23 protein-coding genes are annotated in these 23,868 nt (G+C 64.6%); 7 read left to right on the forward strand and 16 right to left on the reverse strand.

Annotated elements, in window-relative coordinates; genetic code table 11:
* The first annotated feature begins 81 nt into the window (after positions 1 to 81).
* Positions 82 to 750, forward strand: a complete 669-nt coding sequence (locus ACSQ27_RS09215) for an amino acid ABC transporter permease (RefSeq protein ID WP_436155144.1) — start codon at positions 82 to 84, stop codon at positions 748 to 750.
* A gap of 166 nt (positions 751 to 916) precedes the next feature.
* Here ACSQ27_RS09215 and ACSQ27_RS09220 read toward each other — a convergent pair whose 3' ends face one another.
* Entirely contained in the window at positions 917 to 1,348 is a 432-nt protein-coding gene (locus tag ACSQ27_RS09220) for a GNAT family N-acetyltransferase (protein WP_436155145.1), read from the reverse strand.
* A 37-nt stretch (positions 1,349 to 1,385) separates the two neighbouring features.
* On the reverse strand, positions 1,386 to 2,474 hold the full coding sequence (locus tag ACSQ27_RS09225; protein ID WP_436155146.1) for a PA0069 family radical SAM protein: 1,089 nt from the start codon (positions 2,472 to 2,474) through the stop codon (positions 1,386 to 1,388).
* A 135-nt stretch (positions 2,475 to 2,609) separates the two neighbouring features.
* Between ACSQ27_RS09225 and ACSQ27_RS09230 the strand changes: the two genes are divergently transcribed.
* Positions 2,610 to 2,876: a hypothetical protein gene (locus ACSQ27_RS09230; RefSeq protein WP_436155147.1), complete on the forward strand. Its 267-nt coding sequence runs from the start codon at positions 2,610 to 2,612 to the stop codon at positions 2,874 to 2,876.
* A gap of 28 nt (positions 2,877 to 2,904) precedes the next feature.
* Positions 2,905 to 3,261: a DOPA 4,5-dioxygenase family protein gene (locus ACSQ27_RS09235; protein ID WP_436155148.1), complete on the forward strand. Its 357-nt coding sequence runs from the start codon at positions 2,905 to 2,907 to the stop codon at positions 3,259 to 3,261.
* Between the two features lie 21 nt (positions 3,262 to 3,282).
* Here the strand turns inward: ACSQ27_RS09235 and ACSQ27_RS09240 are convergent, their stop codons facing one another.
* From ACSQ27_RS09240 to ACSQ27_RS09275, 8 genes are all read right to left on the reverse strand, one after another.
* A complete protein-coding gene (locus tag ACSQ27_RS09240) occupies positions 3,283 to 4,362 on the reverse strand; it encodes an acyltransferase family protein (protein ID WP_436155149.1) in 1,080 nt (359 codons plus the stop codon).
* A 19-nt stretch (positions 4,363 to 4,381) separates the two neighbouring features.
* The gene (locus tag ACSQ27_RS09245) at positions 4,382 to 5,344 is read right to left on the reverse strand and encodes an NAD(P)H-dependent flavin oxidoreductase (RefSeq protein WP_436155150.1); all 963 of its coding nucleotides are present in this window, start codon (positions 5,342 to 5,344) and stop codon (positions 4,382 to 4,384) included.
* A 76-nt stretch (positions 5,345 to 5,420) separates the two neighbouring features.
* Complete coding sequence (locus ACSQ27_RS09250) at positions 5,421 to 7,211, reverse strand: acyl-CoA dehydrogenase (RefSeq protein ID WP_436155151.1); 1,791 nt, start codon at positions 7,209 to 7,211, stop codon at positions 5,421 to 5,423.
* Between the two features lie 149 nt (positions 7,212 to 7,360).
* Positions 7,361 to 8,293: an electron transfer flavoprotein subunit alpha/FixB family protein gene (locus ACSQ27_RS09255; protein ID WP_436155152.1), complete on the reverse strand. Its 933-nt coding sequence runs from the start codon at positions 8,291 to 8,293 to the stop codon at positions 7,361 to 7,363.
* A gap of 13 nt (positions 8,294 to 8,306) precedes the next feature.
* Positions 8,307 to 9,056 carry an electron transfer flavoprotein subunit beta/FixA family protein gene (locus ACSQ27_RS09260; RefSeq protein ID WP_436155153.1) on the reverse strand — a complete coding sequence of 250 codons (750 nt, stop codon included), beginning with the start codon at positions 9,054 to 9,056 and terminating at the stop codon, positions 8,307 to 8,309.
* A 278-nt stretch (positions 9,057 to 9,334) separates the two neighbouring features.
* Positions 9,335 to 10,654: a mechanosensitive ion channel family protein gene (locus tag ACSQ27_RS09265; protein ID WP_436155154.1), complete on the reverse strand. Its 1,320-nt coding sequence runs from the start codon at positions 10,652 to 10,654 to the stop codon at positions 9,335 to 9,337.
* A complete protein-coding gene (locus ACSQ27_RS09270) occupies positions 10,633 to 11,439 on the reverse strand; it encodes an enoyl-CoA hydratase (RefSeq protein WP_436155155.1) in 807 nt (268 codons plus the stop codon). The genes ACSQ27_RS09265 and ACSQ27_RS09270 overlap by 22 nt, the downstream gene beginning before the upstream one ends.
* 9 nt (positions 11,440 to 11,448) lie before the next feature.
* Complete coding sequence (locus ACSQ27_RS09275; protein WP_436155156.1) at positions 11,449 to 12,402, reverse strand: histone deacetylase family protein; 954 nt, start codon at positions 12,400 to 12,402, stop codon at positions 11,449 to 11,451.
* Between the two features lie 51 nt (positions 12,403 to 12,453).
* Between ACSQ27_RS09275 and ACSQ27_RS09280 the strand changes: the two genes are divergently transcribed.
* The 4 genes from ACSQ27_RS09280 (at position 12,454) to mltB (ending at position 18,254) form a co-directional block, all read left to right on the forward strand.
* Entirely contained in the window at positions 12,454 to 13,374 is a 921-nt protein-coding gene (locus ACSQ27_RS09280; protein WP_436155157.1) for an AAA family ATPase, read from the forward strand.
* Positions 13,371 to 14,456 (forward strand): DUF58 domain-containing protein, encoded by a 1,086-nt coding sequence (locus ACSQ27_RS09285; protein WP_436155158.1) that lies wholly within the window; start codon positions 13,371 to 13,373, stop codon positions 14,454 to 14,456. The genes ACSQ27_RS09280 and ACSQ27_RS09285 overlap by 4 nt, the downstream gene beginning before the upstream one ends.
* Before the next feature lie 649 nt (positions 14,457 to 15,105).
* On the forward strand, positions 15,106 to 17,133 hold the full coding sequence (locus ACSQ27_RS09290) for a transglutaminaseTgpA domain-containing protein (protein WP_436155159.1): 2,028 nt from the start codon (positions 15,106 to 15,108) through the stop codon (positions 17,131 to 17,133).
* Between the two features lie 41 nt (positions 17,134 to 17,174).
* Positions 17,175 to 18,254: a lytic murein transglycosylase B gene (mltB, locus tag ACSQ27_RS09295; protein ID WP_436155425.1), complete on the forward strand. Its 1,080-nt coding sequence runs from the start codon at positions 17,175 to 17,177 to the stop codon at positions 18,252 to 18,254.
* A 561-nt stretch (positions 18,255 to 18,815) separates the two neighbouring features.
* On the opposite strand, the gene ACSQ27_RS09300 is transcribed toward mltB, so the two are convergent.
* The 6 genes from ACSQ27_RS09300 to ACSQ27_RS09325 form a co-directional block, all read right to left on the reverse strand.
* Positions 18,816 to 19,226, reverse strand: coding sequence for a hypothetical protein (locus tag ACSQ27_RS09300; protein WP_436155160.1), 411 nt, complete (start codon positions 19,224 to 19,226; stop codon positions 18,816 to 18,818).
* A 72-nt stretch (positions 19,227 to 19,298) separates the two neighbouring features.
* Positions 19,299 to 19,715 carry a TIGR02594 family protein gene (locus tag ACSQ27_RS09305; RefSeq protein ID WP_436155161.1) on the reverse strand — a complete coding sequence of 139 codons (417 nt, stop codon included), beginning with the start codon at positions 19,713 to 19,715 and terminating at the stop codon, positions 19,299 to 19,301.
* A gap of 10 nt (positions 19,716 to 19,725) precedes the next feature.
* A complete protein-coding gene (locus ACSQ27_RS09310) occupies positions 19,726 to 20,217 on the reverse strand; it encodes a GNAT family N-acetyltransferase (protein ID WP_436155426.1) in 492 nt (163 codons plus the stop codon).
* Positions 20,218 to 20,294: 77 nt separating this feature from the next.
* Positions 20,295 to 21,113, reverse strand: coding sequence for a transglutaminase family protein (locus ACSQ27_RS09315; protein ID WP_436155162.1), 819 nt, complete (start codon positions 21,111 to 21,113; stop codon positions 20,295 to 20,297).
* A gap of 244 nt (positions 21,114 to 21,357) precedes the next feature.
* Positions 21,358 to 22,320, reverse strand: a complete 963-nt coding sequence (locus ACSQ27_RS09320) for an alpha-E domain-containing protein (protein WP_436155163.1) — start codon at positions 22,318 to 22,320, stop codon at positions 21,358 to 21,360.
* A 2-nt stretch (positions 22,321 to 22,322) separates the two neighbouring features.
* Positions 22,323 to 23,819, reverse strand: coding sequence for a circularly permuted type 2 ATP-grasp protein (locus ACSQ27_RS09325; RefSeq protein WP_436155164.1), 1,497 nt, complete (start codon positions 23,817 to 23,819; stop codon positions 22,323 to 22,325).
* Between the last annotated feature and the right edge of the window lie 49 nt (positions 23,820 to 23,868).

The raw sequence follows: 23,868 nt of genomic DNA on the forward strand, positions 1-23,868 counted from the left end.
CATCGATCCAGCCGCGCGCCGCTTTCGGCAGGCGCCTGACACCCCGGCTCGCAGCCGGGGTTTTTATTTGTGGAGACCCTTATGGACCTGTCCGGCTTGACCTCCCTGCTGCGCGACGCCCTGCCGCTGATGCTCAAAGGTGCGGCGTGGACGCTGCTGCTCGCGGTGGCGTCTGTCTTCTTCGGCGCCATCATAGGCACTGTTGTGGCCGTCACGCGGCTGGCCAAGGTGCCCGGGCTGTCGCAGTTCGCGGCGCTGTACGTCAGCTGCATGCGCGGCACGCCGCTGCTGGTGCAGCTCTTTGTCATCTACTTCGGCCTGCCCAGCATAGGCATACAGTTCGACCCGATCAGCGCCGGCATCCTGGGCTTGAGCCTCAACGTCGGCGCCTACCTGTCGGAAACGATTCGCGGCGCCATCAACGGCGTGGAGCACGGCCAATGGAACGCGGCCCGCAGCCTGGGCCTCACGCAGGCGCAGACCCTGCGCTACGTGATCGGCCCGCAAGCCCTGAGGCTGGCCGTGCCCAGCCTGTCCAACAGCCTGATCAGCCTGATCAAGGACACCTCGCTGGTCTCGGTGATCGCCGTCGGCGAACTGATGCTGGCCACCAAGGAAGTGATCGCCACCACCTTCCAGCCCTTCCCGCTCTACCTGGCGGCCGCGGGGATTTACTGGGCCATGAGCGCGTCGTTTGAGACGCTGCAGAAGAAGCTTGAAGTGCGGCTCAATCGCAGCTATTTACGCTAGGGTGAAGCCGGCGGTCGCGCGTTTATTCCCTCTCCCCGGTTTGTCCCCTCTCCCCCTGGGAGAGGGTTAGGGTGAGGGCCAGCGGCTTCAAAATAAACCAACGAGTATCCAGCGCCGACGGCCCTCATCCCCGCCTTCTCCCAGAGGGAGAAGGAGCAAAACCAATTCAGTCGCCGCCGACCAACCCGTTCTGCATCGCCTGCTCCTGGTTCGCAAAAATCGCCATCGCGGTCAGCATGCGCCGAAAGCCCAGCTTGCGGTAAAACGGCTCCTTGCCGGCCACCGCATACAGGATGATCTTCTTGTGCCCCCTGGACAGGTCGACCAGCTTGGCCACAATGTCCTTGCCCAGGCCCACGCCCTGGTGATCCGGGTGCACCGCGATGTCGCAGATGTAAGAACAGTCCATGCCATCGGCCAGTGCCCGGCCGGCGCCAATCAACTGGCCGCCCTCATACACAAAACACTTGAACAGGCTGTTGGAGAAAACGACTTTGAGGTCGGCCGGTTTCTTCTCGCCCAGCGGCGCGATCCGGTACAAATTCGACAACGCGTCCCAATCCACATCGTCCGATGAATGTTTCCAGTCGAATGCCACGCTGAACTCCTTGTAGAACACGGCTTGCACTATACGTTCAGAACAGGTTTCCCTGCCCCGCGGCACCCGGCGGCCTGAAGCGGCTCAAATCGAGCTCGACGCGCTCGCGGTTAAAGCCCAGGCGATTGCAGGCCTTCTCAAAGCGCTGCTTGATCAGGTCGGACCACAGGCCGTAGCCTTTCATGCGCGAGGCGAAATCGCTGTCGTAGTCCTTGCCGCCGCGCATCTCCTGGATGCGCGCCATGATGCGCGCCGCGCGCTGCGGGTAGTGCAGCTCCAGCCACTCCTTGAAGATGGGTGCCACTTCCCAGGGCAGCCGAATCACGGTGTAAAACGCCGATCGCGCGCCGGCCTCCCAGGCGGCCTCCAGCACCTGCTCCATATCCTCGTTCACAAAGGGGATCTGCGGTGCCACGCTCACGCCCACAGGCACGCCGTGCTCGGCCATGGCCCGTATGGTGCGCAGGCGGCGGTGCGGCGCCGCGGCGCGCGGCTCCAGCTTGCGCGCGAGTTCACCGTCCAGCGTGGTGATGGTGACGTAAACCGCCGCCAATTTGTCAGCCGCCAGCGTGGCGATCAGGTCCAGGTCGCGCTCCACGCCGCTGGACTTGGTGATCAAGGAAAAGGGATGATGGGTGTCCCGCATCACCTCGATCACGCCACGCGTCAGCCGCAGTTCGCGTTCGGCGGGCTGGTAGCAATCGGTGGCGGAGCCTATATTGAGCAGCTGCGGCACATAGCTGCGCTTGGCCAGGTCGGCGCGCAACACCTCGGCGATGTTGCGCTTGGCGATGATCCTGGTTTCAAAGTCCAGGCCCGGCGAAAGATTGAGGTAGCTGTGTGTGGGCCGCGCATAGCAATAAACGCAGCCATGCTCGCAGCCCCGGTAGGGATTGATGCTGTAGTCAAAAAAGATGTCCGGCGAATCGTTGCGCACGATGGCGCTGCGCGCATCCTCCATCGTCACCGTGGTCTCCAGCCGCGGCGCCTCGCCGGCCGCGCTTTCTTCCAGCGTGCCCCAGCCATCGTCCCAGGCCGCACGCACGTCTTTCTCAAAGCGGTGCGGCATGCGCGTGGCGGTGCCGCGGCCCTTGATGGCATGGAGGGGGATGATGGCGTCGGACATGCTGTTCCATTGAAATTGGGCATCGAATATATACTGTATTTTTATACAGTATATTCAAGCAAAACCCTTTTTGCAAACCCCCTCAAGCGGAGCCCGCAATAATGGATTCAACGCCGAGACAAGGGGAGACATTCCATGGCACACATACTCGCAAAACTCACAGGCGCCCCGCTGGGCACCGTCAAGCAGGAGCTGGAGCACGATGCCGCCGGGCACGCCGAACAAGGCATGTACCTCGAACACCTGTGGCAGAACGCGGACAAGCCGGACGAGGTGCTGTTTCTTTTCCAGGTCAAGGATCTGGCCCATTGCAAGCAGCGCATGCGCGAGGTGCACGCGAAGGCTAGAGCCGAAAATCCCGATGTACCCCTGCCCGAGATGACTTTTCTCGACGGCTTCTAGACTGCCATCGCTTTAATCCTCAAACTCCATGCCCGATACCATCCAGCGCCCCGAAAACGTTTACGCCCGCTACCATGCCCACCTCTATTTCGGCCCCGACACCGTCGAGCAGGCGCGCGCGCTGGCCACGCGGGCCGGTGAGTTGTTCCATGTCGGCGTGGGCCGCGTGCATGAGCGCGAAGTCGGGCCGCACCCGCGCTGGAGCTGCCAGCTGTCGTTTGACAGCGCGGAGTTCGAACGCATCATTCCCTGGCTGGAGAGCGAGCGCAAAGGCCTGGATGTGTTTGTGCACGGCGTGACAGGCGACGACCTGGCGGACCACACCACACACGCCTCCTGGCTGGGGGAGCCGGCGGAGCTGAAGCTGGAGATGTTCAGGCGCTGATGAGTTTGCGCGCCGGCTGCGTCAGCGGCTGAACAAGCGTCGAAAGCGTCCCGGCACGAAAAGCGCGGGCGCGGATTCCACCCACCGATACAGCGCCTGCCCCGCGAGCAGCGACAGCGCAAAGGCCAGCAGCATACCCAGCGCATTCATAGCCGGCTGCGTAGGCCAGAAGTGGCTGACCACGGCATTGACCAGCAGGCAGACCGGGAAGTGGATCAGGAACACCGAGTACGAGATACGGCCCAAATGCTGGAGCGGGCGTTGCTGCAGCCCGCGCAGCAGCCAGTGGCCTTGCGCAAGGCCTGCCAGCCACACCAGGCCGAAGGCACTCGCCAAAGCCACCACAAGCCGGCCTCTGAAATCCAGCGCCAGGGCCAGCGCGCCCAGCACCGCCATGGCGGCGAGCCAGAATCCGCGTTGCGCACCTGCTGCGCGCGAGGCCCAGAAGGCCAGCATGCCCAGTGCATAGGCGCCGAAAAAATACAGGGCGCTGATGTCAAACAACGGGTCCCGGTTGAACACCCCCAAGGAGAGCAGCGCGATCAGCAGGACCGTCATGGCACCCGCCGATACCGCCATGCTGCCACGCATCGGCCGCGCGGCGGCAAACACCAGCACCGTCATCGCATAGAGCTGGAAGTCCATGGCCACATACCAGACACCGGCCGACAGCGCCTCCTGGCCCAGCACATCCTGCAGCAGCAGGCCATGCGCCAGCAGCTGGAACAGCGTGGGCGCCGCGGGCACCGAGGGATGGTCGAACCAGGGCCTGACCAGTGCGGCCACCAGCACGCTGACGGCGAGCGCGGCCAGATAGGGTTTGACGAGCCGCGCATAACGACGAAGCATCAAGGTGCCCGGCGCCTCGAACACAGCCGTGCCCTGCGGCGCCAGCGAAGCAGCGGCCAGGAAACCAGCCGCGACCAGGAAGAACTGCACCGCCATGCGGCCGTAGCCGTAAAGCCAGTCCATGAGGCCGGGGGCGGACGAATACACCACGTCCGACATGGGCCCGTAAAACGCCAGGTGGTGCCAGACGATCAGCACGCAGGCCAGGCCTTTGAGGGCGTCAAGGCCCTGGAGGCGCTGGGGCGTGCTCATGGCTTCTTGCGGGTGTGTGTCAGGCGCAGACGCGCTGGCGCGCGGCGATGTATTCGCGCTTGAGTTGTTCGACAAAGGCGGCGGCGCTTTGCACCTTGCTGACGGCGCCTATGCCCTGGCCGCAGCCCCAGATGTCTTTCCAGGCCTTGGACTTGCTGCCTTCGCCGCCGCCGAAGTTCATGGTCTTGACGTCGCCTTCGGGCAGGTTCTCCGGGTCCATGCCGGCCGCGCGTATCGAGGGCGCGAGGTAGTTGCCGTGCACGCCGGTAAAAAGGCTGCTGTAGACGATGTCGTCGGAGTTGCCGTCGACGATGGCTTGCTTGTAGGCGTCGGCAGCGCGGGCTTCGTCGGTGGCGATGAAGGCCGAGCCTATGTAGGCGAAGTCGGCGCCCATGGCCTGCGCGGCCAGCACCGCGCCGCCGTTGGAGATAGCGCCCGACAGCGCCAGCGGGCCGTCGAACCACTGGCGGATTTCCTGGATCAGCGCGAAGGGGCTTTTGACGCCCGCATGGCCACCCGCGCCGGCAGCCACGGCGACCAGACCGTCGGCGCCTTTTTCAATCGCCTTGCGCGCGAACTTGTTGTTGATGATGTCGTGCAGTACCACGCCACCGTAGCTGTGCGCCGCGGCGTTGATGTCTTCGCGCGCGCCCAGGCTGGTGATGTAGATGGGCACCTTGTACTTCACGCACATTTCCATGTCGTGCTCCAGCCTGTCGTTGGACTTGTGCACGATCTGGTTGATGGCGAAAGGCGCGGCCGGCTTGTCGGGGTTGGCCTTGTTGTGGGCGGCCAGCGCCTCGGTGATCTCGGCCAGCCACTCGTCGAGCTGTGACGCGGGCCGGGCATTGAGCGCGGGCATGGCACCGACCACGCCGGCCTTGCACTGCGCGATGACCAGCTTGGGGTTGCTGATGATGAAGAGCGGCGAGCCGATGATGGGCAGGGGCAGCTGGTTCAATGCGCCGGGCAGTCTGGACATGGTGGCTCCGAAGTTCAGGGATCAGGAAAACACGCTGCCCGCGCGGGGGCAGCTAAAGATGAAAGGCCGTGCCGCCTTAAAAGGCTTCCAGCGCCAGCGCGGTCACGCTGTCGGCGCCTTCGACGATGCTGTCGCGCAGGCCGGGGGCTTTGGTCAGCAGGTGGTCGGCGTAGAAACGTGCGGTGGTGATCTTGGCCTGCATGAAGGCCGTGTCCACGCCTTGCGCCATCTGCTCCTGCGCGACCAGCAGCGAACGCGCCATCTGCCAGCCCGCGACCACATTGCCCGCGAGCATGAGGTAGGGCACGCTACCGGCGAAGACCGCGTTGGGGCTGGCCTTGGTGTTGCCGGCGACAAAGTCAACCACGTCAATGAAAGCTTCACGCGCGGCCTTGAGGCGTTTGGCCACGGCCAGCGCATCGGCACTGCCCTGCTTCAGGAGTTCTTTTTCGGTGACTGCTATCTGGCCGGCAATCGCCTTGGCCGTCTGGCCGCCGTCGCGCGAGGTCTTGCGGCCAATCAGGTCGTTGGCCTGGATGGCGGTCGTGCCTTCGTAAATCGTCAGGATCTTGGCGTCGCGGTAGTACTGGGCCGCGCCGGTTTCCTCGATAAAGCCCATACCGCCGTGCACCTGCACGCCCAGTGAGGTGACCTCCAGGCTCATCTCGGTGCTGTAACCCTTGACCAGCGGCACCATGAATTCGTAGAAGGCCTGGTTCTGCTTGCGCACCTCGGCATCGGGATGGTGGTGCGTTGCATCGTAGGCCGCGGCGGCCACGGAAGCCATGGCGCGGCAGCCTTCGGTGTAGGCGCGCATGGTCATCAGCATGCGCTTGACGTCGGGGTGGTGGATGATGGGCGCGCTGGCCTTGATGGAACCGTCGACGGGGCGGCTCTGCACGCGGTCTTTCGAAAAAGCCACGGCCTTCTGGTAGGCGCGCTCGGCAATCGCGATGCCCTGCATGCCGACGGCGTAGCGCGCCGAGTTCATCATGATGAACATGTACTCGAGGCCGCGGTTTTCTTCGCCAACGATATAGCCGACGGCGCCGCCGTTATCGCCGTACTGCAGCACGGCGGTGGGCGAGGCCTTGATGCCCATCTTGTGCTCGATGCTCACGCAGTGCACGTCGTTGCGCGCGCCCAGGGCGCCATCTTTGCCGACCATGAACTTGGGCACGACAAACAGGCTGATGCCCTTGACGCCTTCGGGCGCGCCTGTGACACGCGCCAGCACCAGGTGCACGATGTTCTCGGCCATGTCGTGCTCACCATAGGTGATGAAAATCTTGGTGCCGAAAATCTTGTACGTGCCGTCGGGCTGCGGCTCGGCACGGCTGCGCACCATGGCGAGGTCTGAGCCGGCCTGCGGCTCGGTCAGGTTCATGGTGCCTGTCCATTGGCCGCTCACGAGTTTTTCGAGGTAGACCGCCTTGAGCTCGTCGGAGCCGGCCGTCAGCAGCGCCTCGATGGCACCATCGCTGAGCAGCGGGCACAGCGCAAAACTCATGTTGGCGGAGTTGAGCATTTCGCCGCAGGCCGCGCCTATGGTCTTGGGCAAGCCCTGGCCGCCGAAATCAGCCGGGTGCTGCAAGCCCTGCCAGCCGCCTTCGACGTATTGTTTGAACGCGTCCTTGAAGCCGGGCGTGGTGGTGACTTCGCCATTCTTCCAGCTTGAAGGATTGATGTCGCCCTCGCGGTTCAGCGGGGCCAGCACGCCTTCGTTGAACTTGGCGCATTCTTCCAGCACCGCCTGCGCGGTGTCCAGGCCTGCTTCCTCGAAGCCCGGTATCTGCGCGATTTGTTCGATGTTGGCCAGGTGCTGGATATCAAACAGCATGTCCTTGAGAGGGGCTTTGTACGTCATGTTTTTGTCTCCGGATTTCTCTTGCTCCTTCCCCCGCTGGGGGAAGGTTGGGATGGGGGCTTGCGGCCGTGGCAAAGTGCTCGCTCAACCGCCGCCGGCCCCCACCCCCGCCCTCCCCCAGTGGGGGAGGGAGTTAACTCACTAACAGGTCACAAAGCTGCGACCAGCTCAGGCACAGCGGTGAACAGGTCGGCTTCCAGGCCGTAATCGGCCACGCTGAAGATAGGCGCTTCAGGATCCTTGTTGATCGCGACGATGACCTTGCTGTCCTTCATGCCGGCCAGGTGCTGGATCGCGCCGCTGATGCCGGCCGCGATGTAAAGCTGGGGCGCGACGATCTTGCCGGTCTGGCCCACTTGCCAGTCGTTGGGGGCGTAGCCCGCATCGACGGCGGCGCGCGAGGCGCCCAGGGCCGCGCCCAGCTTGTCGGCCAGCGGCGTCAGCACTTCGTTGAACTTCTCGCTGGAGCCCATCGCACGGCCGCCGGAGACGATGATCTTGGCGGCGGTCAATTCAGGGCGGTCGCTCTTGGCGATCTCGGAACCCAGGAAGCTCGACTTGCCGCTGTCGGCCACGCCGGCCGGCGTTTCGATGGCGGCGGAACCACCGCTGGCGGCCGCGGCGTCAAAGCCGGTGGTGCGCACGGTGATGACTTTGGTCGCGTCCAGGCTTTGCACGATGGCAATCGCGTTGCCGGCGTAAATCGGGCGCTCAAAGGTGTCGGCAGCGTCGACCTTGGTGATGTCGGAGATCTGGCCGACGTCCAGCGTCGCGGCCACGCGCGGGGCGATGTTCTTGCCCGAAGCGGTGGCGGGAAACAGGATGTGCGAATAGGCGGAGGCGATGGCGACGACTTGCGCGGCCATGTTCTCGGCCAGGCCGTGGGCGAAGTGCTCGCCTTCGACGTGGATGACCTTGGCCACGCCGGCAATCGCGGCGGCGGCCTTGGCGGCGGCTTCGGCGCCCTTGCCTGCCACCAGCACGTGCACGTCGCCGCCGCACTGGGCGGCAGCCGTCACGGTGTTGAGGGTGGCGGGCTTGATGGAGTTGTTGTCGTGTTCAGCGATTACGAGTGCGGTCATTTCAATCAACTCCTTAGATAACTTTGGCTTCGTTCTTGAGCTTGTCCACCAGGGCGGCCACATCGGCCACCTTGATGCCGGCGCTGCGCTTGGGCGGCTCGCTGACCTTCAGGGTCTTGATGCGCGGCTTGACGTCGACACCCAACTCTTCGGGCTTGATGTTGTCGAGTTGCTTCTTCTTGGCCTTCATGATGTTGGGCAGGGTGACGTAGCGCGGCTCGTTGAGGCGCAGGTCGGTGGTGATGATGGCCGGCAGCGTCAGCGAGAGGGTTTCCAGGCCGCCGTCGACTTCGCGCGTGACCTTGGCGGTGCCGCCTTCGACCTCGACCTTGGAGGCAAACGTCGCCTGGGGCCAGCCCAGCAGTGCGGCCAGCATCTGGCCGGTCTGGTTGCAGTCGTCGTCGATGGCCTGTTTGCCGAGGATGACGAGTTGGGGTTGTTCTTTTTCGACCAGGGCCTTGAGCAGCTTGGCCACGGCCAGCGGCTGCAGTTCTTCAGCGGTTTCCACCAGGATGGCGCGGTCGGCGCCGATCGCCATGGCGGTGCGCAGGGTTTCCTGGCACTGCAGCACGCCGCAGCTGACGGCGATGACCTCGGTGACCACGCCCTTTTCCTTCAGGCGGGTGGCCTCTTCGACGGCAATCTCGTCAAACGGGTTCATGCTCATCTTGACGTTGGCGATGTCGACACCAGTGCCATCGGATTTGACGCGGACTTTGACGTTGTAGTCCACAACGCGTTTGACGGGAACCAAGACCTTCATGAGAGGACTCCAGAGTTGTTGATGAGACGTATTGATTGACGTTGACGTAAACGTAAGCTTTGCATTCTATGCTGCGGCATGCCGGGTGCGGGCTGCGGGGCCGGCGGCCGGAAGGTAACCAGCGCTGCCGGGCAGAAAAAGAACGATCGTTCTATTTTTCATTATAGAGGGCGGAACAAGGGGAATTAGAGCATCCTGCCCAACCGTTGTCCTAAAGGTGTCTTTCAGGCGTCAATTGGCCCGGGAGTCGGCGCCCTTCACGGGGGCGAGCCGGCTTTTTAGGCAGGCTTGGCGGCGTCCCCGTCCACCGTGACGCGGGTGTGCACCACGCGCTGCGGGTAGGGAATCTCGATGTTGTGCGCCCGCAGGGACTCCAGGATGGCCAGGTTGATGCGGGAGCGCAGGTTTTGCTGGCCGTTTTCCGGGTCCGCCATCCAGTAGTTGAGCGTGAATTCCAGCCCGTCGGCGCCGAAGTTGGTCAGGTTGACGCCGGGGGCCGGATCGCGCAGCACGCGGTCTTGCCTGAGCGCAGCCTCGTTGAGCAGGCGCATCACGAGCTCCACGTCGCTGTCATAACCCACCGAGACCACGGTGGACTGCAGCACCTGCGGGTCGCTCAGCGACAGGTTTTCAACGCGGGTGCTGATGAACATCTCGTTCGGCACGATGGACTCGCGCCCCGAGGGCGCGCGCACCACGGTGTAGCGGGCGTTGATGTCGGTGATGCGGCCCTCGAAGGTGTCGACCCGCACGTTGTCGCCTATGCGCACGCTGCGCTCGGCCAGCATGACAAAGCCGCTGACGTAGTTGGCGGCCAGTTTCTGCAGGCCGAAACCCACGCCCACGCCTATCGCACCGCCGAGCACCGAGAGCGCCGTGAGGTCTATGCCGACCGAAGACAGCGCCAGCAGCAGGCCCACGAACATCAGCACGGCGCGCACCGCGTTGCTGACGGCCTTGCGCAGGGACAGTTCATTGCCGGTGGCCTTGCGCAGCAGGCGCGACTCGATGGCCGACGAGATCCACAGCGTGATCAGCAGCACCACGCCGGCCGTCACCGCGCCTTCGAGCATGGTGCGCACCGACAGGTTGCTGTTGCCTATCTTCCATTTGATGTCGTCGAGCTCGTCCAGCACCACGGGCAGCAGGCCGCTGACCCACAGCACCATGGCGATCCAGGCCAGCCAGGAGATGGTGCGCTCCAGCGCCCGCACCAGCGGCGCATCCTTGAAGGCCACCTGCAGCACCTTGACGCCCAGGCGTATCGCGGCGAGCGAGACCAGCACGGGAATCGCCACCTTGAAGAGCGCCACCGGAAACATGCGCTCCAGCAAGGCTTTGGCCGCGTAGGCCAGGAACAGCAGCAACAGGGGGAAAAGCACACCGTCGATCACGCGCCGCCCGAACAGGATGGAACTGTCGTCGACCGCCATGCGCGCGCGGCCCGCCACGCGCACCACCAGCCAGGCCAGCAGCGCGCAGCCGACCAGCACGGCCAGCTCCGTCAGCGTCGTGGGCTGGGCCAGTGCGGCGAACCAGGCGTCCAGGTTGTCGATACGGGCGGGGGGACGGGTCGTCAGGGCGCCGGCGCTGGCCATTGGGGTTTCCTTTTCTCGATGAAGGCCTGTACGCCCTCCTGTGCAACGGCATGGGCCATGTTGCGGGCCATGGACTGGCCCGCGAGCTGGTAGGCGGCCTCGATGCCGGTTTCACGTTGTTGGTAAAAAAGCGCCTTGCCCATGGCCAGCGCCTCGCGCGGTTTGGACAATAGCGACTGCAGTAATTTTTCGACTTCGTCGTCCAGCGCTTGGAGCGGCACGACGCGATTCACCAGCCCGCGCACACGCGCCTCGTCAGCCGTGATGAAGCCGCCCGTCAGCAGCATCTCCATGGCCTGCTTGGCCGGGATGTTGCGCACCAGCGGCACGCTGGGCGTGGCGCAAAACAGGCCAACGTCGATGCCGTTGACGCCGAAGCTGGCGCCGTCGGCCGCCACGGCCAGGTCGCACTGCGCCACCAGCTGGCAGCCGGCCGCGGTGGCCAGGCCCTGCACCCGCGCGATCACCGGCACCGGCAGCTTCTGGATGCTCAGCATCATGCGCGTGCACTGCGCGAAAAGCTTCTGGTAATAGGCCAGTTCGGGCTGCGCGCGCATGTCCTTGAGGTTGTGGCCGGCGCAAAAGGCCTTGCCCTCGGCCGCGACGACCACCGCGCGCGCCGCGCCGTCGGCCGCGATCGCGTCCAGCGCGGCCTGCAAGGCGGCCAGCACGTCCTCGCTGAGGGTGTTGAAGCTGGCGGCGCGGTTCAGCACCAGGCGGTGCACGCCGCGCGCGTCCTGGGTATGCAGCACGGGTGCCGAAGAATCAGCGGGTACGGCGCTCATGGACACCTCCTACAGGTCAGCCAGCACGCGGATATGGGCTTCCACGCTGCGCGCCAGCGCGTTCAGGTTGTAGCCGCCTTCCAGCGACGAGACAATCCGGCCCTGCGAATGGCGCTTCGCGACGTCCTTGATGCGCTGGGTGATCCAGGCGTAGTCCTGCTCGACCAGGCCCATCTGGCCCAGGTCGTCGTCGCGGTGAGCGTCGAAGCCGGCGCTGATGAAAATCATCTCGGGCTTGAATTCCTCCAGGCGCGGTATCCACATCATCTCGATCAGCTCGCGCACGTCCATGCCCTTGGTGTAGGCCGGCACCGGCAGGTTGAGCATATTGCCGGCGTGGCTTTCGGTGCCGCTGTAGGGGTAGAGCGGGTGCTGGAAGAAGCTCACCATCAGCACCCGCTCGTCGCCGGCAAGGATGTCTTCAGTGCCGTTGCCGTGGTGCACGTCGAAGTCGACGATGGCCACGCGTTTGAGGCCGTGACGCTCCAGTGCGTAGCGCGCGGCGATGGCGACGTTGTTGAAAAAGCAGAAGCCCATGGCCTTGTTGTGGCAGGCATGGTGGCCCGGCGGGCGCACGGCGCAGAAGGCGTTTTCGAGTTCGCCGGACAGCACCGCATCGGTGGCGGCCAGCGCGGCCCCGGCGGCGCGCAGGGCGGCGTTCCAGGTGTGCACGTTGAGGGCGGTGTCGGGGTCGATCTGGGCATAGGCCGGCCCGCCCGCCTTGATGTCGTCGGCCAGGTGGTCGCTCAGCCCGCGCAGCGCGGCGACCATCATGCGGTCGTGCGCGAGTTCGATGTCGCCCAGGGCCGCCTGCGGCGCCTCGCGGGCGTCCAGCGCGTCCTTGACGCCGGTGGCCAGCAGCCAGTCGTCGATGGCGTCAAGCCGTTCGGGGCATTCCGGGTGCCCGGCCCCCATTTCATGCTTGCGGCAGTCGGGATGGCTGAAATAACCGGTCGCGTTCATCGGGAAACCATCGGGGAATGTTTTACGAAAATTTACGGTATGGTTGAAGGCATGAATGTCACAGAAAAACTTCAAGCGCTCCTGAATCAGCTTAACACGGTCATCGTCGGCAAGCCGGCCCAGGTGCAGGATTGCGTGGCCTGCCTGCTGGCCGGCGGCCACCTGCTGATCGAGGACGTCCCCGGCGTCGGCAAGACCACGCTGGCCCATGCGCTGTCGCGCTCTTTCGGCCTGCAGTTTTCGCGCGTGCAGTTCACCGCCGACCTGATGCCCAGCGACCTGTCGGGCGTGTCGATCTACGAGCGCCAGAAGGAAAGTTTTGTGTTCCACCCCGGGCCGGTGTTCGCCCAGGTGCTGCTGGCCGACGAGATCAACCGCGCCAGCCCCAAGACCCAGAGCGCCCTGCTCGAGGCCATGGAGGAAAAACAGGTCACCGTCGAAGGCGAAACCCGCCCCCTGCCCCTGCCCTTTTTTGTGATCGCCACACAGAACCCGCACGACCAGCTCGGCACCTACGCCCTGCCCGAGTCGCAGCTGGACCGCTTCCACATGCGGATTTCGCTGGGCTACCCCGACCGCGCCGCTGAGCGCGAGCTGCTGCGCGGCGCCGACCGGCGCGAGATGGTCGAACAGCTGCCGGCCCTGCTGGCGCCGCACGACCTGCTGGAGCTGCAGCAAATGGTCGCCAATGTCCACGCCTCGGAGCCGCTGCTCAACTACCTGCAGGACCTGGTGGCGGCCACGCGTTCGGGCCGCTGGTTTTTGCAGGGCCTGAGCCCGCGCGCCGGCATCGCCATCATGCGCGCCGCCAGGGCCCAGGCCTTTTTGAGCAAACGCGACTACGTGGCGCCCGACGACATCGCCGCGGTGCTGCCCCAGACCGCGGCGCACCGGCTGATTCCCGTCAGCGACGCCGGGCGCGGCTCGGTGGAACAGGTCCGCGCCATGCTGGAAGCCGTGCCCTTGCCATGAGCACGTCGTCCGTTCGCCCTGAGCTTGCCGAAGGCCTGCCGGCGCGCGAAACGTCGCCAGGCACGACGGCACGGAGGGCCTGGCCGAGTCCCTTCGCCTTCGTCCATCGCCGCTTCCACGCCTGGTGGCAAAGCAGGCTGCCTTTTACCGACAGCCTGACGCTGACCCAGCGCAACGTTTACATCCTTCCCACCCGGCCGGGCTGGATGATGGGCGTCACCCTGCTGGTGCTGCTGGTGGCCTCCATCAATTACCAGCTGAGCCTGGGCTACCTGCTGACCTTTTTGCTGGCCGGCAGCGCGCTCGTCGGCATGCATGTCTGCCACGGCACGCTGCGCGGCCTGTCCATGAACCTGGCCGCGCCGCACGCCCAGTACGTGGGCGCCGCCGCCGCTTTCGAGGTCAAGCTGACCAACACCCGGCGCACGGTGCGCCACGGCATAGGCCTGAGCGTGCTCAACCCACTGGACGTCGACGCCGAAAAAGGCCGCGAGCGGCACTGGGCCTGGACCGACGTGCCGGCGCAGGGCAGCAGCGTGGTGCAGGTGGCCTTCACGCCGCCCAAGCGCGGCCTGCACAGGCTGCCCACGCTGACCGCCGAAACCCGCTTTCCGCTGGGCACCTTCCGCGTCTGGACTATCTGGCGGCCCGCCGCGCAAGTGCTGGTCTACCCCGCACCCGAAACCCACCCGCCGCCCCTGCCCCCCGGCGAACCCCGCTCCGGCGGCGCCGCAGCCGCCCTGCGCGCACAGAACAGCGGCGAATTCGACGGCGTGCGCGGCTACCGGCGCGGCGACCCGATGAAACTGGTGGTCTGGAAAAAGGCCGCGAAAGACGACGGCCAAGGCACCGGGCTGGTGGTGCGCGACACGCAGCAGGCGCAGCGGCACGAACTCTGGCTGGATTTTGCACAGGCCGGTTCCGCCGGCGTCGAACAAAAGCTTTCCAGGTTGTGCGCCTGGGTGCTGCTGGCGGACAAGCTGTCGCTGGACTATGGATTGAGGTTGCCTTCTTTGGAGATCAAACCTGCCAGTGGGGAGGCACATAGGCGCTTGTGCCTGGAGGCGCTGGCGGTATGTTGAAGGGTTCTGTTTCTGTTCGGTGGGAGCGCCCTCTGCTGAGAGTTGTTGGCCGGGATCGCCCGGCATGCGACTCACTTTCTTTTGCTTCGCCAAAAGAAAGTAAGCAAAGAAAAGGCGACCCTGGTTGCTGCGTCCCTCCGCTTCGCTGCGGGCAACCTGCGGTGCTCGGTCCAGACGGGGTCTCGCTAAACTCGCTTCGCTCAAACAACGCGATCCCTGATCCGTCTGGACCTCCGCTCCTCGGCGCATCCACAAGGGGTGGGGACGAGGAATACCAAATCCAAATAATGAAAACCACAAGGACTCGCCAAGGCGAGTCCTTGTTTGTCTTGGTTTTCTTTGTATTTTGTCCCCGTTCCCGCTTGCCCCGTCCTGGCTGGGCCGAGGAGCGCAGACGTAGGCGGATCAGGGATCGCGCTTGTCTGAGCGAAGCGAGTTTGCGCGAGACCCCGCCGGAGTCGAGCACCGCAGGTTGCCCGAAGCGAAGCGTAGGGACCCAGACTGCGGGTCGCCTTTTCTTTGGTGACTTTCTTTTGGCGAAGCAAAAGAAAGTTACTTGCTGCCGGGCAACCCCCGGCCAGCAGAACTCAGCAAAGAACCCAACACCAAGAACAAACACACCCACCAGAGGCGGCCAGCAGGAGAACCCATGCTGAACCGCCTCCAATCCCTCCCGCGCGACGCCCGCGACACCCTATTCCTGCTGGCAGTCATAGCCTGGATCCTCCTACCGCAGGTCAACGAACTCCCCCTCTGGTGCAGCGCCCTGGCCGGCACGGTGCTGCTCTGGCGCGGCTGGCTGGCCGTGAAGACGCAGCCGCTGCCGACCAGGTTCTGGCTGGTGCTGCTGACGGCCGTCACCCTGGCCGCGACCTGGCTCACGCACCGCACGCTGCTGGGCCGCGACGCGGGCGTGACGCTGCTGGTGGTGCTGCTGACGCTTAAAACCCTGGAGCTGCGCGCGCGGCGCGATGCCTTTGTGATTTTTTTCCTCGGCTTCTTCTGCATGCTGAGCAACTTCTTTTATTCCCAGTCCCTGCTGACGGCCTTCAACATGCTGCTGGGCCTGCTGGGCCTGCTGACCATGCTGGTCAACGCGCACATGCCGGTCGGCAGGCCGCCGCTGTCGCAGGCCGCCAAAACCGCCGGCTGGATGGCCCTGCTGGGCACGCCCATCATGCTGGTGCTGTTCCTGCTGTTCCCGCGGCTGGCGCCCTTGTGGGGCATACCCGGCGATACCATGGCAGCGCGCAGCGGCCTGAGCGCCAGCATGCAGGTGGGCACCATCGCCAGCCTGGCGCTGGACGAAAGTGTGGCCATGCGCATCAAGTTCGACGGCCCGCCGCCGCGCAAGCAGGACATGTACTTTCGCGGCCCCGTGCTGTCCAATTTCGACGGGCGCGAATGGCGGCCCTCGCGCCTGAACACCTCCGCGCGCTTCGGCGTGACCGTCGACCTGGCCGTCGCCGGCGCGCCGGTCAATTACGAAGTCACGCTGGAGCCCACCAACCGCCCCTGGCTGTTCGTGATAGAGGCTGCGGCGCAAGTGCCGGCGCTGCCCTCCGGTTTCCAGGCCACCATGCAGACCGACCTGCAATGGCTGGCCAACCGCCCCATCACCGACCTGCTGCGCTACAAGGCCCAGAGTTATCCGGACTTCCAGCACGGCCCGCTGCAGGCCGCGCCCGGCCTGCAGGAATTCATCGACCTGCCGTCCGGCTTCAACCCGCGCACACGGGCCCTCGCCGGCGAGATACGCAACGACCCGCGCCTGGCGCGTGCCGGCACCGCCAAGCTGGTGGAGGCCGCCATGGAGCGCCTGCGCACCGGCGGCTACAGCTACACGCTGGAGCCCGGCGTTTACGGCGAGCACAGCGCGGACGAGTTCTGGTTCGACCGCAAACAGGGTTTTTGCGAACACATCGCCTCGGCCTTTGTCATCCTGATGCGCGCCATGGACGTCCCGGCGCGCATCGTCACCGGCTACCAGGGCGGTGAACTCAATAACGTGGACGGTTTCTGGGTCGTGCGCCAGAGCAGCGCCCATGCCTGGGCCGAGGTCTGGGAGTCCGGCCGCGGCTGGGTGCGCGTGGACCCGACCTCGGTGGTCGCCCCGGGGCGCATCGGCGAGTTCGAGCGGCTGGCGGCGCCGCAAGGCGCGGTCGCGCGCGCCTTGGGCACCTTCAGCCCGACGCTCATGGCCCAGTTGCGCATCTTTTGGGAGGCGACCAACAACAGCTGGAACCAGTGGGTGCTCAACTACACCCAGGGCCGGCAGCTCAACCTGCTGAAAAACCTCGGCTTTGAGTCGCCGAGCTGGGAAGACCTGAGTTACATCCTGATCGCCATCCTGGTGCTGGCCGCGCTGACCGGCGCCGGCTGGACCTTGTGGGAACGCGCCCAGCACGACCCCTGGGTGCGCCTGCTCGCCCGCGCGCGCAAGCGGCTGGACAAGGCCGGCATTCCCAGCACGCCGGCCAGCTCACCGCGCCAGCTCGCCCAGGAGGTGCTGGCCCGCTACGGCCAGCAGCCCGGCAGCACCGCGCAGGCCCTGGCCGACTGGCTGCTGCGCCTGGAGCAGCAGCGCTACGCCGCCGCGCCGGCGGCTGCGGGCAAAGCACCGCCGCAACTTCAGGCACTCCGGGAAGAATTCCGGCGCCTGGCATGGCCTGCTTAAAATCGGGCTTGCTTTATCCCCCTCACCTGATCGCCTGCGCCATGCTCCTTCACCGCTCCGGATTTGCCCTTCTTCTGACGGCAGCCCTGGCCTGCTCCGCCTGGGCCGGGGACAGCAGCAAGCCCGCCCGGAAAAAAGTCTCGGCCAACGCCGCGCAAACCCAGGGCCCGCTGTATTCGACGCGGCCCGAGGCCATGCAGTTCGCCGACGACATGGCCGCGCGCCGCGACCTGGACCCCGACTGGGTGCGCGACGCGATCGGCCAGTCGCGCTACAACGCCACCGTCGTGCGGCTCATGCAGCCGCCCACCAAGGCTTTTGTCAAAAACTGGCGCGTCTACCGCAGCCGCTTCATAGACCCGGTCCGCATCGAAGCCGGCCGGCGCTTCTGGCTGGAGAACCAGCAGACCCTGGAGCGCGCCGAAAAAGAGTACGGTGTGCCCGTCGAGATCATCGTCGGCATCATCGGCGTGGAAACCATTTACGGCCGCGACACCGGCAGCTTCCGCGTGATGGACGCCCTCACCACGCTGGCCTTCGACTTCCCGGCCAGCCACCCGCGCGCCAGGGAGCGCAGCGAATTCTTCAAGGGCGAGATCGAACAGTTTTTGACCCTGCAAAGCCGGCGCGAAGCCAGCCCCTTTGACGCGCGCGGCAGCTTTGCCGGCGCCATGGGCATGCCGCAGTTCATGCCCTCGAGCTGGGTCAAGTACGCCGTCGATTTCGACGGCGATGGCAACGTCGACCTGTGGAACAGCCCCGCCGACGTGATCGGCTCCGTCGCGAGCTACTTCAAGGCCTTCAACTGGCAGCCCGGCATGCCCACGCACTACCCGGTCAGCTTCGACAAAAGCCGCCTGGAAATGGACGCGCTGATGGCGCCCGACATCCTGCCGACCTTCAGCGTCGAGAGCTTCACCGCCAAAGGCGCGGTGCTCGAAGGCCCGGCCCTGCAACACACCGGCCCGCTCGCGCTGATCGAACTGCTCAACGGCCAGGACGCGCCGCAGTACGTGGCCGGCACCGAAAACTTCTACGCCATCACGCGCTACAACTGGAGCAGCTACTACGCGATGGCGGTGATTGAACTGGGGCGGGAAGTGGCGGCGCGGGTCAGGTAGCCTCGCAAAGAACGGCTTGATTCAATGCAGCGGCACCGAGTAGGAACACGGCGGCGAGGTCTTGGAGGTTGTCTGCATTACGCCAGAGGGACGGGAAGCGCTCAAATCTGCAAAAGGCGTGCACTAAAAATTTAAGAGATGCAGCTCTCACTCAAAAACCACCCGCTAATCGCAGCCTTAGTCGGAATCGCTATCCTGATCATTTACGGACAGGCCTACAGGACAGAGGGTCATGCTCGGGCCGCTTCCGTTCTCAGAGCGCCACCTTACTCCTATACCACTCTAATCATCTATCGTTATCGATGGTCGGGGAGTCGCACGGACATACGGTACATCGGTTATTCAGCGAGCGGTATGACCGCGCTGGAAGCACGATTTGACGAACAGTCTGGTGTGTTGAAAGTCGACTGACCTGATCTCCCACGATGCGCAATGCTGTCCCGAACAAACTCTGGGGGATATTCTCAGATTCCGAGCGTAGTCCCGACCCATTATTTTTTGGTGGTGATGAGTTATCTAGGCGGTGTGGTGCCTGGCGGCGGGTCAAACCCTAGCAACATTTCAGGGATGGCGCTGAGCCAGCACCCCTCGTACTTGCCCAAGTGACTGCGTCACCATCGAAGCCGGGTCGCCGCCGGCTATCCAGCGATCGAGAGCATTCAAAAGATCACGCTCGTCGTAGCCTCGCATGGGCAAGGTCACTGCAAGCGGCACCCAGGGATACCAGCGCTGGACAACGACCGGGAACTCCGACCTGTCTCTGTCCATGCTGCCATTGACACCCAAAAGAAACTGTTTGCCGTCGGCATCTTTCAGCATGAGCCACATGGTGCCGCCATTCGCGAGCCAACCAGCATCCTCCAGGGCAATCGGTGGCCTGAGGTCGGGGATGGTTTTGCCGCTGAAATAAATCGTGATGAGGACCGAGAACAGCAGGGTCGATGAAATGGACACGGCCTTGGCAATGGCCAAGATCAAAGACTTTAGACGCGTGTGTGGATCAGGCACGAGGGTTTTAGCGTTCTACAGGAGCCGACGGATGGATCAGGACGATTCCTGCGACGGCCAGCGATAAGCCAGCACCGCCGCCAGCGGATAGAAATGCTCACGCACCTCATCCAGCTGGTTGCCACCCCACAAATACACATACTCCGCATCGGCGCGAAGGAAAAAACCGACATGGCCTTTCCAGCCACCCGGGTCCTCACGCGACAGCACGGCGATGCAACCGGGCACGGGTGCCTCCAGCGGTTCGCCCCACTCCAGCCATGACCGCGCGAGCGCTGAGCCGGTGCCGGGAATGCCGGCCTGGTCCAAAGCCCAGTTCACGAATGAAGAACACCACGAGGCCTTGTCGTCATAACCGCGGATATTGGTCAGCGCGTGGTATTCGGTGACCCGGGGATTGCTCTGGCCCACGGGAAATGTGCGAACGCCGGCTTCGGCGAGGGCAATGGGCATCCAGGAAAGCTCAGGCCGCATCCGCAAGCCGTGACGGGGAGAGTTCAAGCGCCAGGTACTTGGTACCGGGAACGGGATTGAAGGTGACGGGCGCCGCGGGTTGAAAACCCAGGGACTCGTAGATGCGCTGGGCGGCGGCGAACTCAGGCAGGACATCGAGGCATATGCGGGAGTAGCCCGCGGCCCGTGCTTCATCGAGGATGCGTTCTATAAGCCGCCGGCCAAGGTTTTCGCCTCTCGCCTCCGGGCGCACGTAGACGCGCTTCATTTCACAGGTGCTTTCGTCAACGCGGCGAAGCGCGGCACACCCGACCACCGCCGGCCCTTTCCACGCGAGAAGCAGGCAGCCGTCAGGTGCGGCGTACTTTCCGGGCAAGGCAGCGAATTCCGCCTCGTAATTCTGGAAGGCCAGGCTCACGCTGGGGCTGGCGACGTACTCACTAAGGATGGCGATAACGTGCTCAAGGTCGTCGGGAAAGTTTGCGGGCTTGATTTCGGACATGGCGGAAGCGTACTTCATGTGGCAAAAATATGCAGGACGGGAGAGCGATCACCCGCAGCACTTCCGCCTCCATCCACTCACACCGGCTGGATCGTGATCTCCACCGTCATGGACTCATCCCCGCCGCCCTGGCGCACGCCCTTGATGGGCGGGCAGGCGTTGTAGTCGGTGCCCATGGCCAGGCGCACGTGGCGCTGGTCGATCAGGCAGCTGTGGGTCACGTCTATGCTGACCCAGCGGCGCGTGGCGACGTCCAGGCAGACGTCGCACCAGGCATGGCTGGCCAGGTCGGGTTCGTTGGCGGCGTAGAAGTAGCCGCTGACATAACGCGCCGGGTAACCCAGGCTGCGGCAGATGGCGACCATCACGTGGGCCTGGTCCTGGCAGACGCCCGCCCCGGACTTGAAGGCTTCGAGCGCGGTGGTGGTCACGCTGGTGCTGTTCTTGCGGTAGCTCACCGCGTCGGCCACGCCTTGGCTCAGGGCCAGCAAAGCCGGCAGGCCGGCCGTGCCGTCCAGGCTTTGCGGGATAAAACGCCGGCCGAATTCAGCCAGTTCAAAGTGCGGCTCGGCCAGGTGGGTGGCGCGTAAAAAGAAATAAGGGTGCGGCAGGGTTTCCGCATCGTTGAACTCGGCCACGCCCAGGGTTTCGACATCGCCGGCCGCATTGACCAGGCTCCAGCGCACGTTGTCGGCGTCCTTGCCGACAAAGGTGTAGGAGCTGATGGTGTTGCCGAAGGCGTCGCGCTGGGTGAACAGCTTTTCGGGTGCGCCCAGGCTCCAGTAGTCCACCGTCTGCGCCGGGCCGGACTGCGGCGTGAGCCACAGGGTTTGCAGCGCGTAGCGCAGCGGCTCGGTATACCGGTAGTCAGTGATGTGCCGGACGTGCAGTTTCATACTCGAGCAAATACTGAATCGGACGCACCGCGGCCGCACTGCAGCGTCGCCGAGAGAGAGGTTTTCGCCAGCAGGGGCCGCGGAACCGGCTTTGCCGGGCCGCAGGCGCAGCGCCCACTAGGGGCTGGAGCCCGCGGCTCCAAGCCTGCCTGCGCAGGCTTGGACGGGCGACAGGGGCGAAGCGTCTCGCGAGCCGCGGCCTGCAAGGCCTCGAGAGCTACGCGCAGCGAGCGAACGTGGGGGCTCAATGCGTCGCCGGCACAAGAAATTCGCGGCTGATGTGCGCGCCTATCTCGTTGACACGGTCCAGGAACTGGGTCAGGAAGGCGTGCAGGCCGGTGGCGAGGATTTCGTCGATACGGGCGTACTGCAGGTCGGCGCGCAGCTTGCCGGCGCGGCGCTGGGTTTCGCTGGCCGTGTCGCTGGTCACCATGGCGAGGTTGCTCATGAGTTCGTTGAGGCAGGCCAGCAGCGAGCGCGGCATGTCGGGCCGCAAAATCAGCAGTTCGGCCACGCGCTCGGGCTTGATGACGTCGCGGTAGACCTTGCGGTAGACCTCGAAGCCGGAAACGCTGCGCAAAATCGCGCTCCAGTGGTAGAAGTCGTACTCCTGGTCCTTCTCGCCGTCGGTGCCGAGAAAATCGTTCTGCACCGCGTGGAATTTCACGTCGACCAGGCGGGCGGTGTTGTCGGCGCGTTCCAGGAAGGTGCCCAGGCGCAGGAAGTGAAAGGCCTCGTCCTGCAGCATGGTGCCGGCCGTGACGCCGCGCGACAGATGCGAGCGGAACTTCACCCATTCAAAGAACTGGCCGGGATCGCGCTCGAAATCGCCGTTGCGCAGCATGCGGATGACTTCAAGGTAGGTCTGGTTCTGGGTTTCCCAGACTTCGGTGGTCAGCGTGCCGCGCACGGCGCGGGCGTTTTCACGGGCGTTCTGCAGGCAGGAGACGATGCTCGAGGAGTTCTGCTCGTCGCGCACCATGAAGTCCATAACCTCGCGCGGGTTGATGCTGTCGCCGTACTTGGCGGCATAGGAAGGCTTGAGCTCGCTGATGCTCAGCAGGCTTTGCCAGCCGCCCTGCACCACGGCCGCCGATTGCGGCAGCAGCGAGGTCTGGTAATTGACGTCGAGCATGCGCGCGGTATTTTCGGCGCGTTCGGTGTAGCGCGACATCCAGAAAAGGTGGTCAGCAGTACGAGACAACATGATTATTTCCCTCCTTGGGTCTGCGACTGCGATTGGGACTGGAACGCCACCGGCGATGACGGCCCCTCCAGGATCCAGGTGTCCTTGGTGCCGCCGCCCTGCGACGAATTGACCACCAGCGAGCCGTCTTTCAGCGCCACGCGCGTGAGGCCGCCAGGCACCATCTGCACTTCCTTGCCGCTCAGCACAAAGGGCCGCAGGTCGATGTGGCGCGGCGCGATGCCGCTTTCGACATAGGTCGGGCAGGTCGAAAGGCTTAGCGTGGGCTGGGCGATGTAGCCCGAGGGATTGGCCAGCAAGGCGGCGCGGAATTCCTCGATCTCGGCCTTGGTGGCGGCCGGGCCGACCAGCATGCCGTAGCCGCCTGCCCCGTGCACTTCCTTGACGACCAGGTCCTTGAGGTTGGCCAGGGTGTACTGCAAATCCTCGTTGTTGCGGCACATATAGGTGGGCACGTTCTTGAGGATGGGTTTTTCGCCGAGGTAGAACTCGATCATCTTGGGCACATAAGGGTAGATGGACTTGTCGTCGGCCACACCTGTGCCTATGGCGTTGCACAGCGAGACATTGCCGCTGCGGTAGACGTTGAGCAGGCCCGCGCAGCCCAGCGTGGAATTCGGGCGGAAGGCCAGCGGGTCCAGGAAGTCGTCGTCGACGCGGCGGTAGATCACGTCGACGCGTTTCGGGCCGCGCGTGGTGCGCATGTAGACGAAGTTGTCCTTGACGAAAAGGTCCTGGCCCTCGACCAGCTCCACGCCCATCTGCTGCGCGAGGAAGGCATGCTCGAAGTAGGCCGAGTTGTACATGCCGGGCGTGAGCACCACCACCGTGGGTTCGGCCGTGGCCGGCGGCGCCATGCCGCGCAGGGTTTCGAGCAGCAGGTCGGGGTAATGGGCGACGGGCGCGACACGGTTCTGGCTGAAAAGCTCGGGAAACAGCCGCATCATCATCTTGCGGTCTTCCAGCATGTAGCTCACGCCGCTGGGCACGCGCAGGTTGTCTTCGAGCACGTAGTACTCGCCCTCACCCTGGGCGTTGGGCGCGCGCACGATGTCGATGCCGCTGATGTGCGAATAGATGTTGCCGGGAACGTCGACGCCCATCATTTCGGGGCGGAACTGCGCGTTCTGGAAGATCTGCTCGGAAGGAACGACGCCGGCCTTGATGATTTCCTGGCCGTGGTAGACGTCGTGGATGAAGCGGTTGAGCGCCGTGACGCGCTGGACCAGGCCTTTTTCCATGCTGGACCACTCGTGGGCGGGAATGATGCGCGGGATCAGGTCGAAGGGAATCAGGCGTTCGGTGCCGGCGCCGTCCTCGTCCTTGGCGCCGTAGACGGCAAAAGTGATGCCGACGCGGCGGAAAATCATCTCGGCTTCGGCGCGGCGCGCCTCCATCACGTCGGCCGGCTGTTTGGCCAGCCAGCGCTGATAGCCCTGGTAGTGTTCACGGACGCTGGTTTCCGTGGCATTCATTTCATCAAACATCGGTCGGCTCATTGGCTTGATCTCCAGCAAGTATTTGCTCAGGGCATTGTTTTGACGTAGC

This window comes from Polaromonas sp. LjRoot131, assembly GCF_964252805.1.
Classification (GTDB): domain Bacteria; phylum Pseudomonadota; class Gammaproteobacteria; order Burkholderiales; family Burkholderiaceae_C; genus Polaromonas.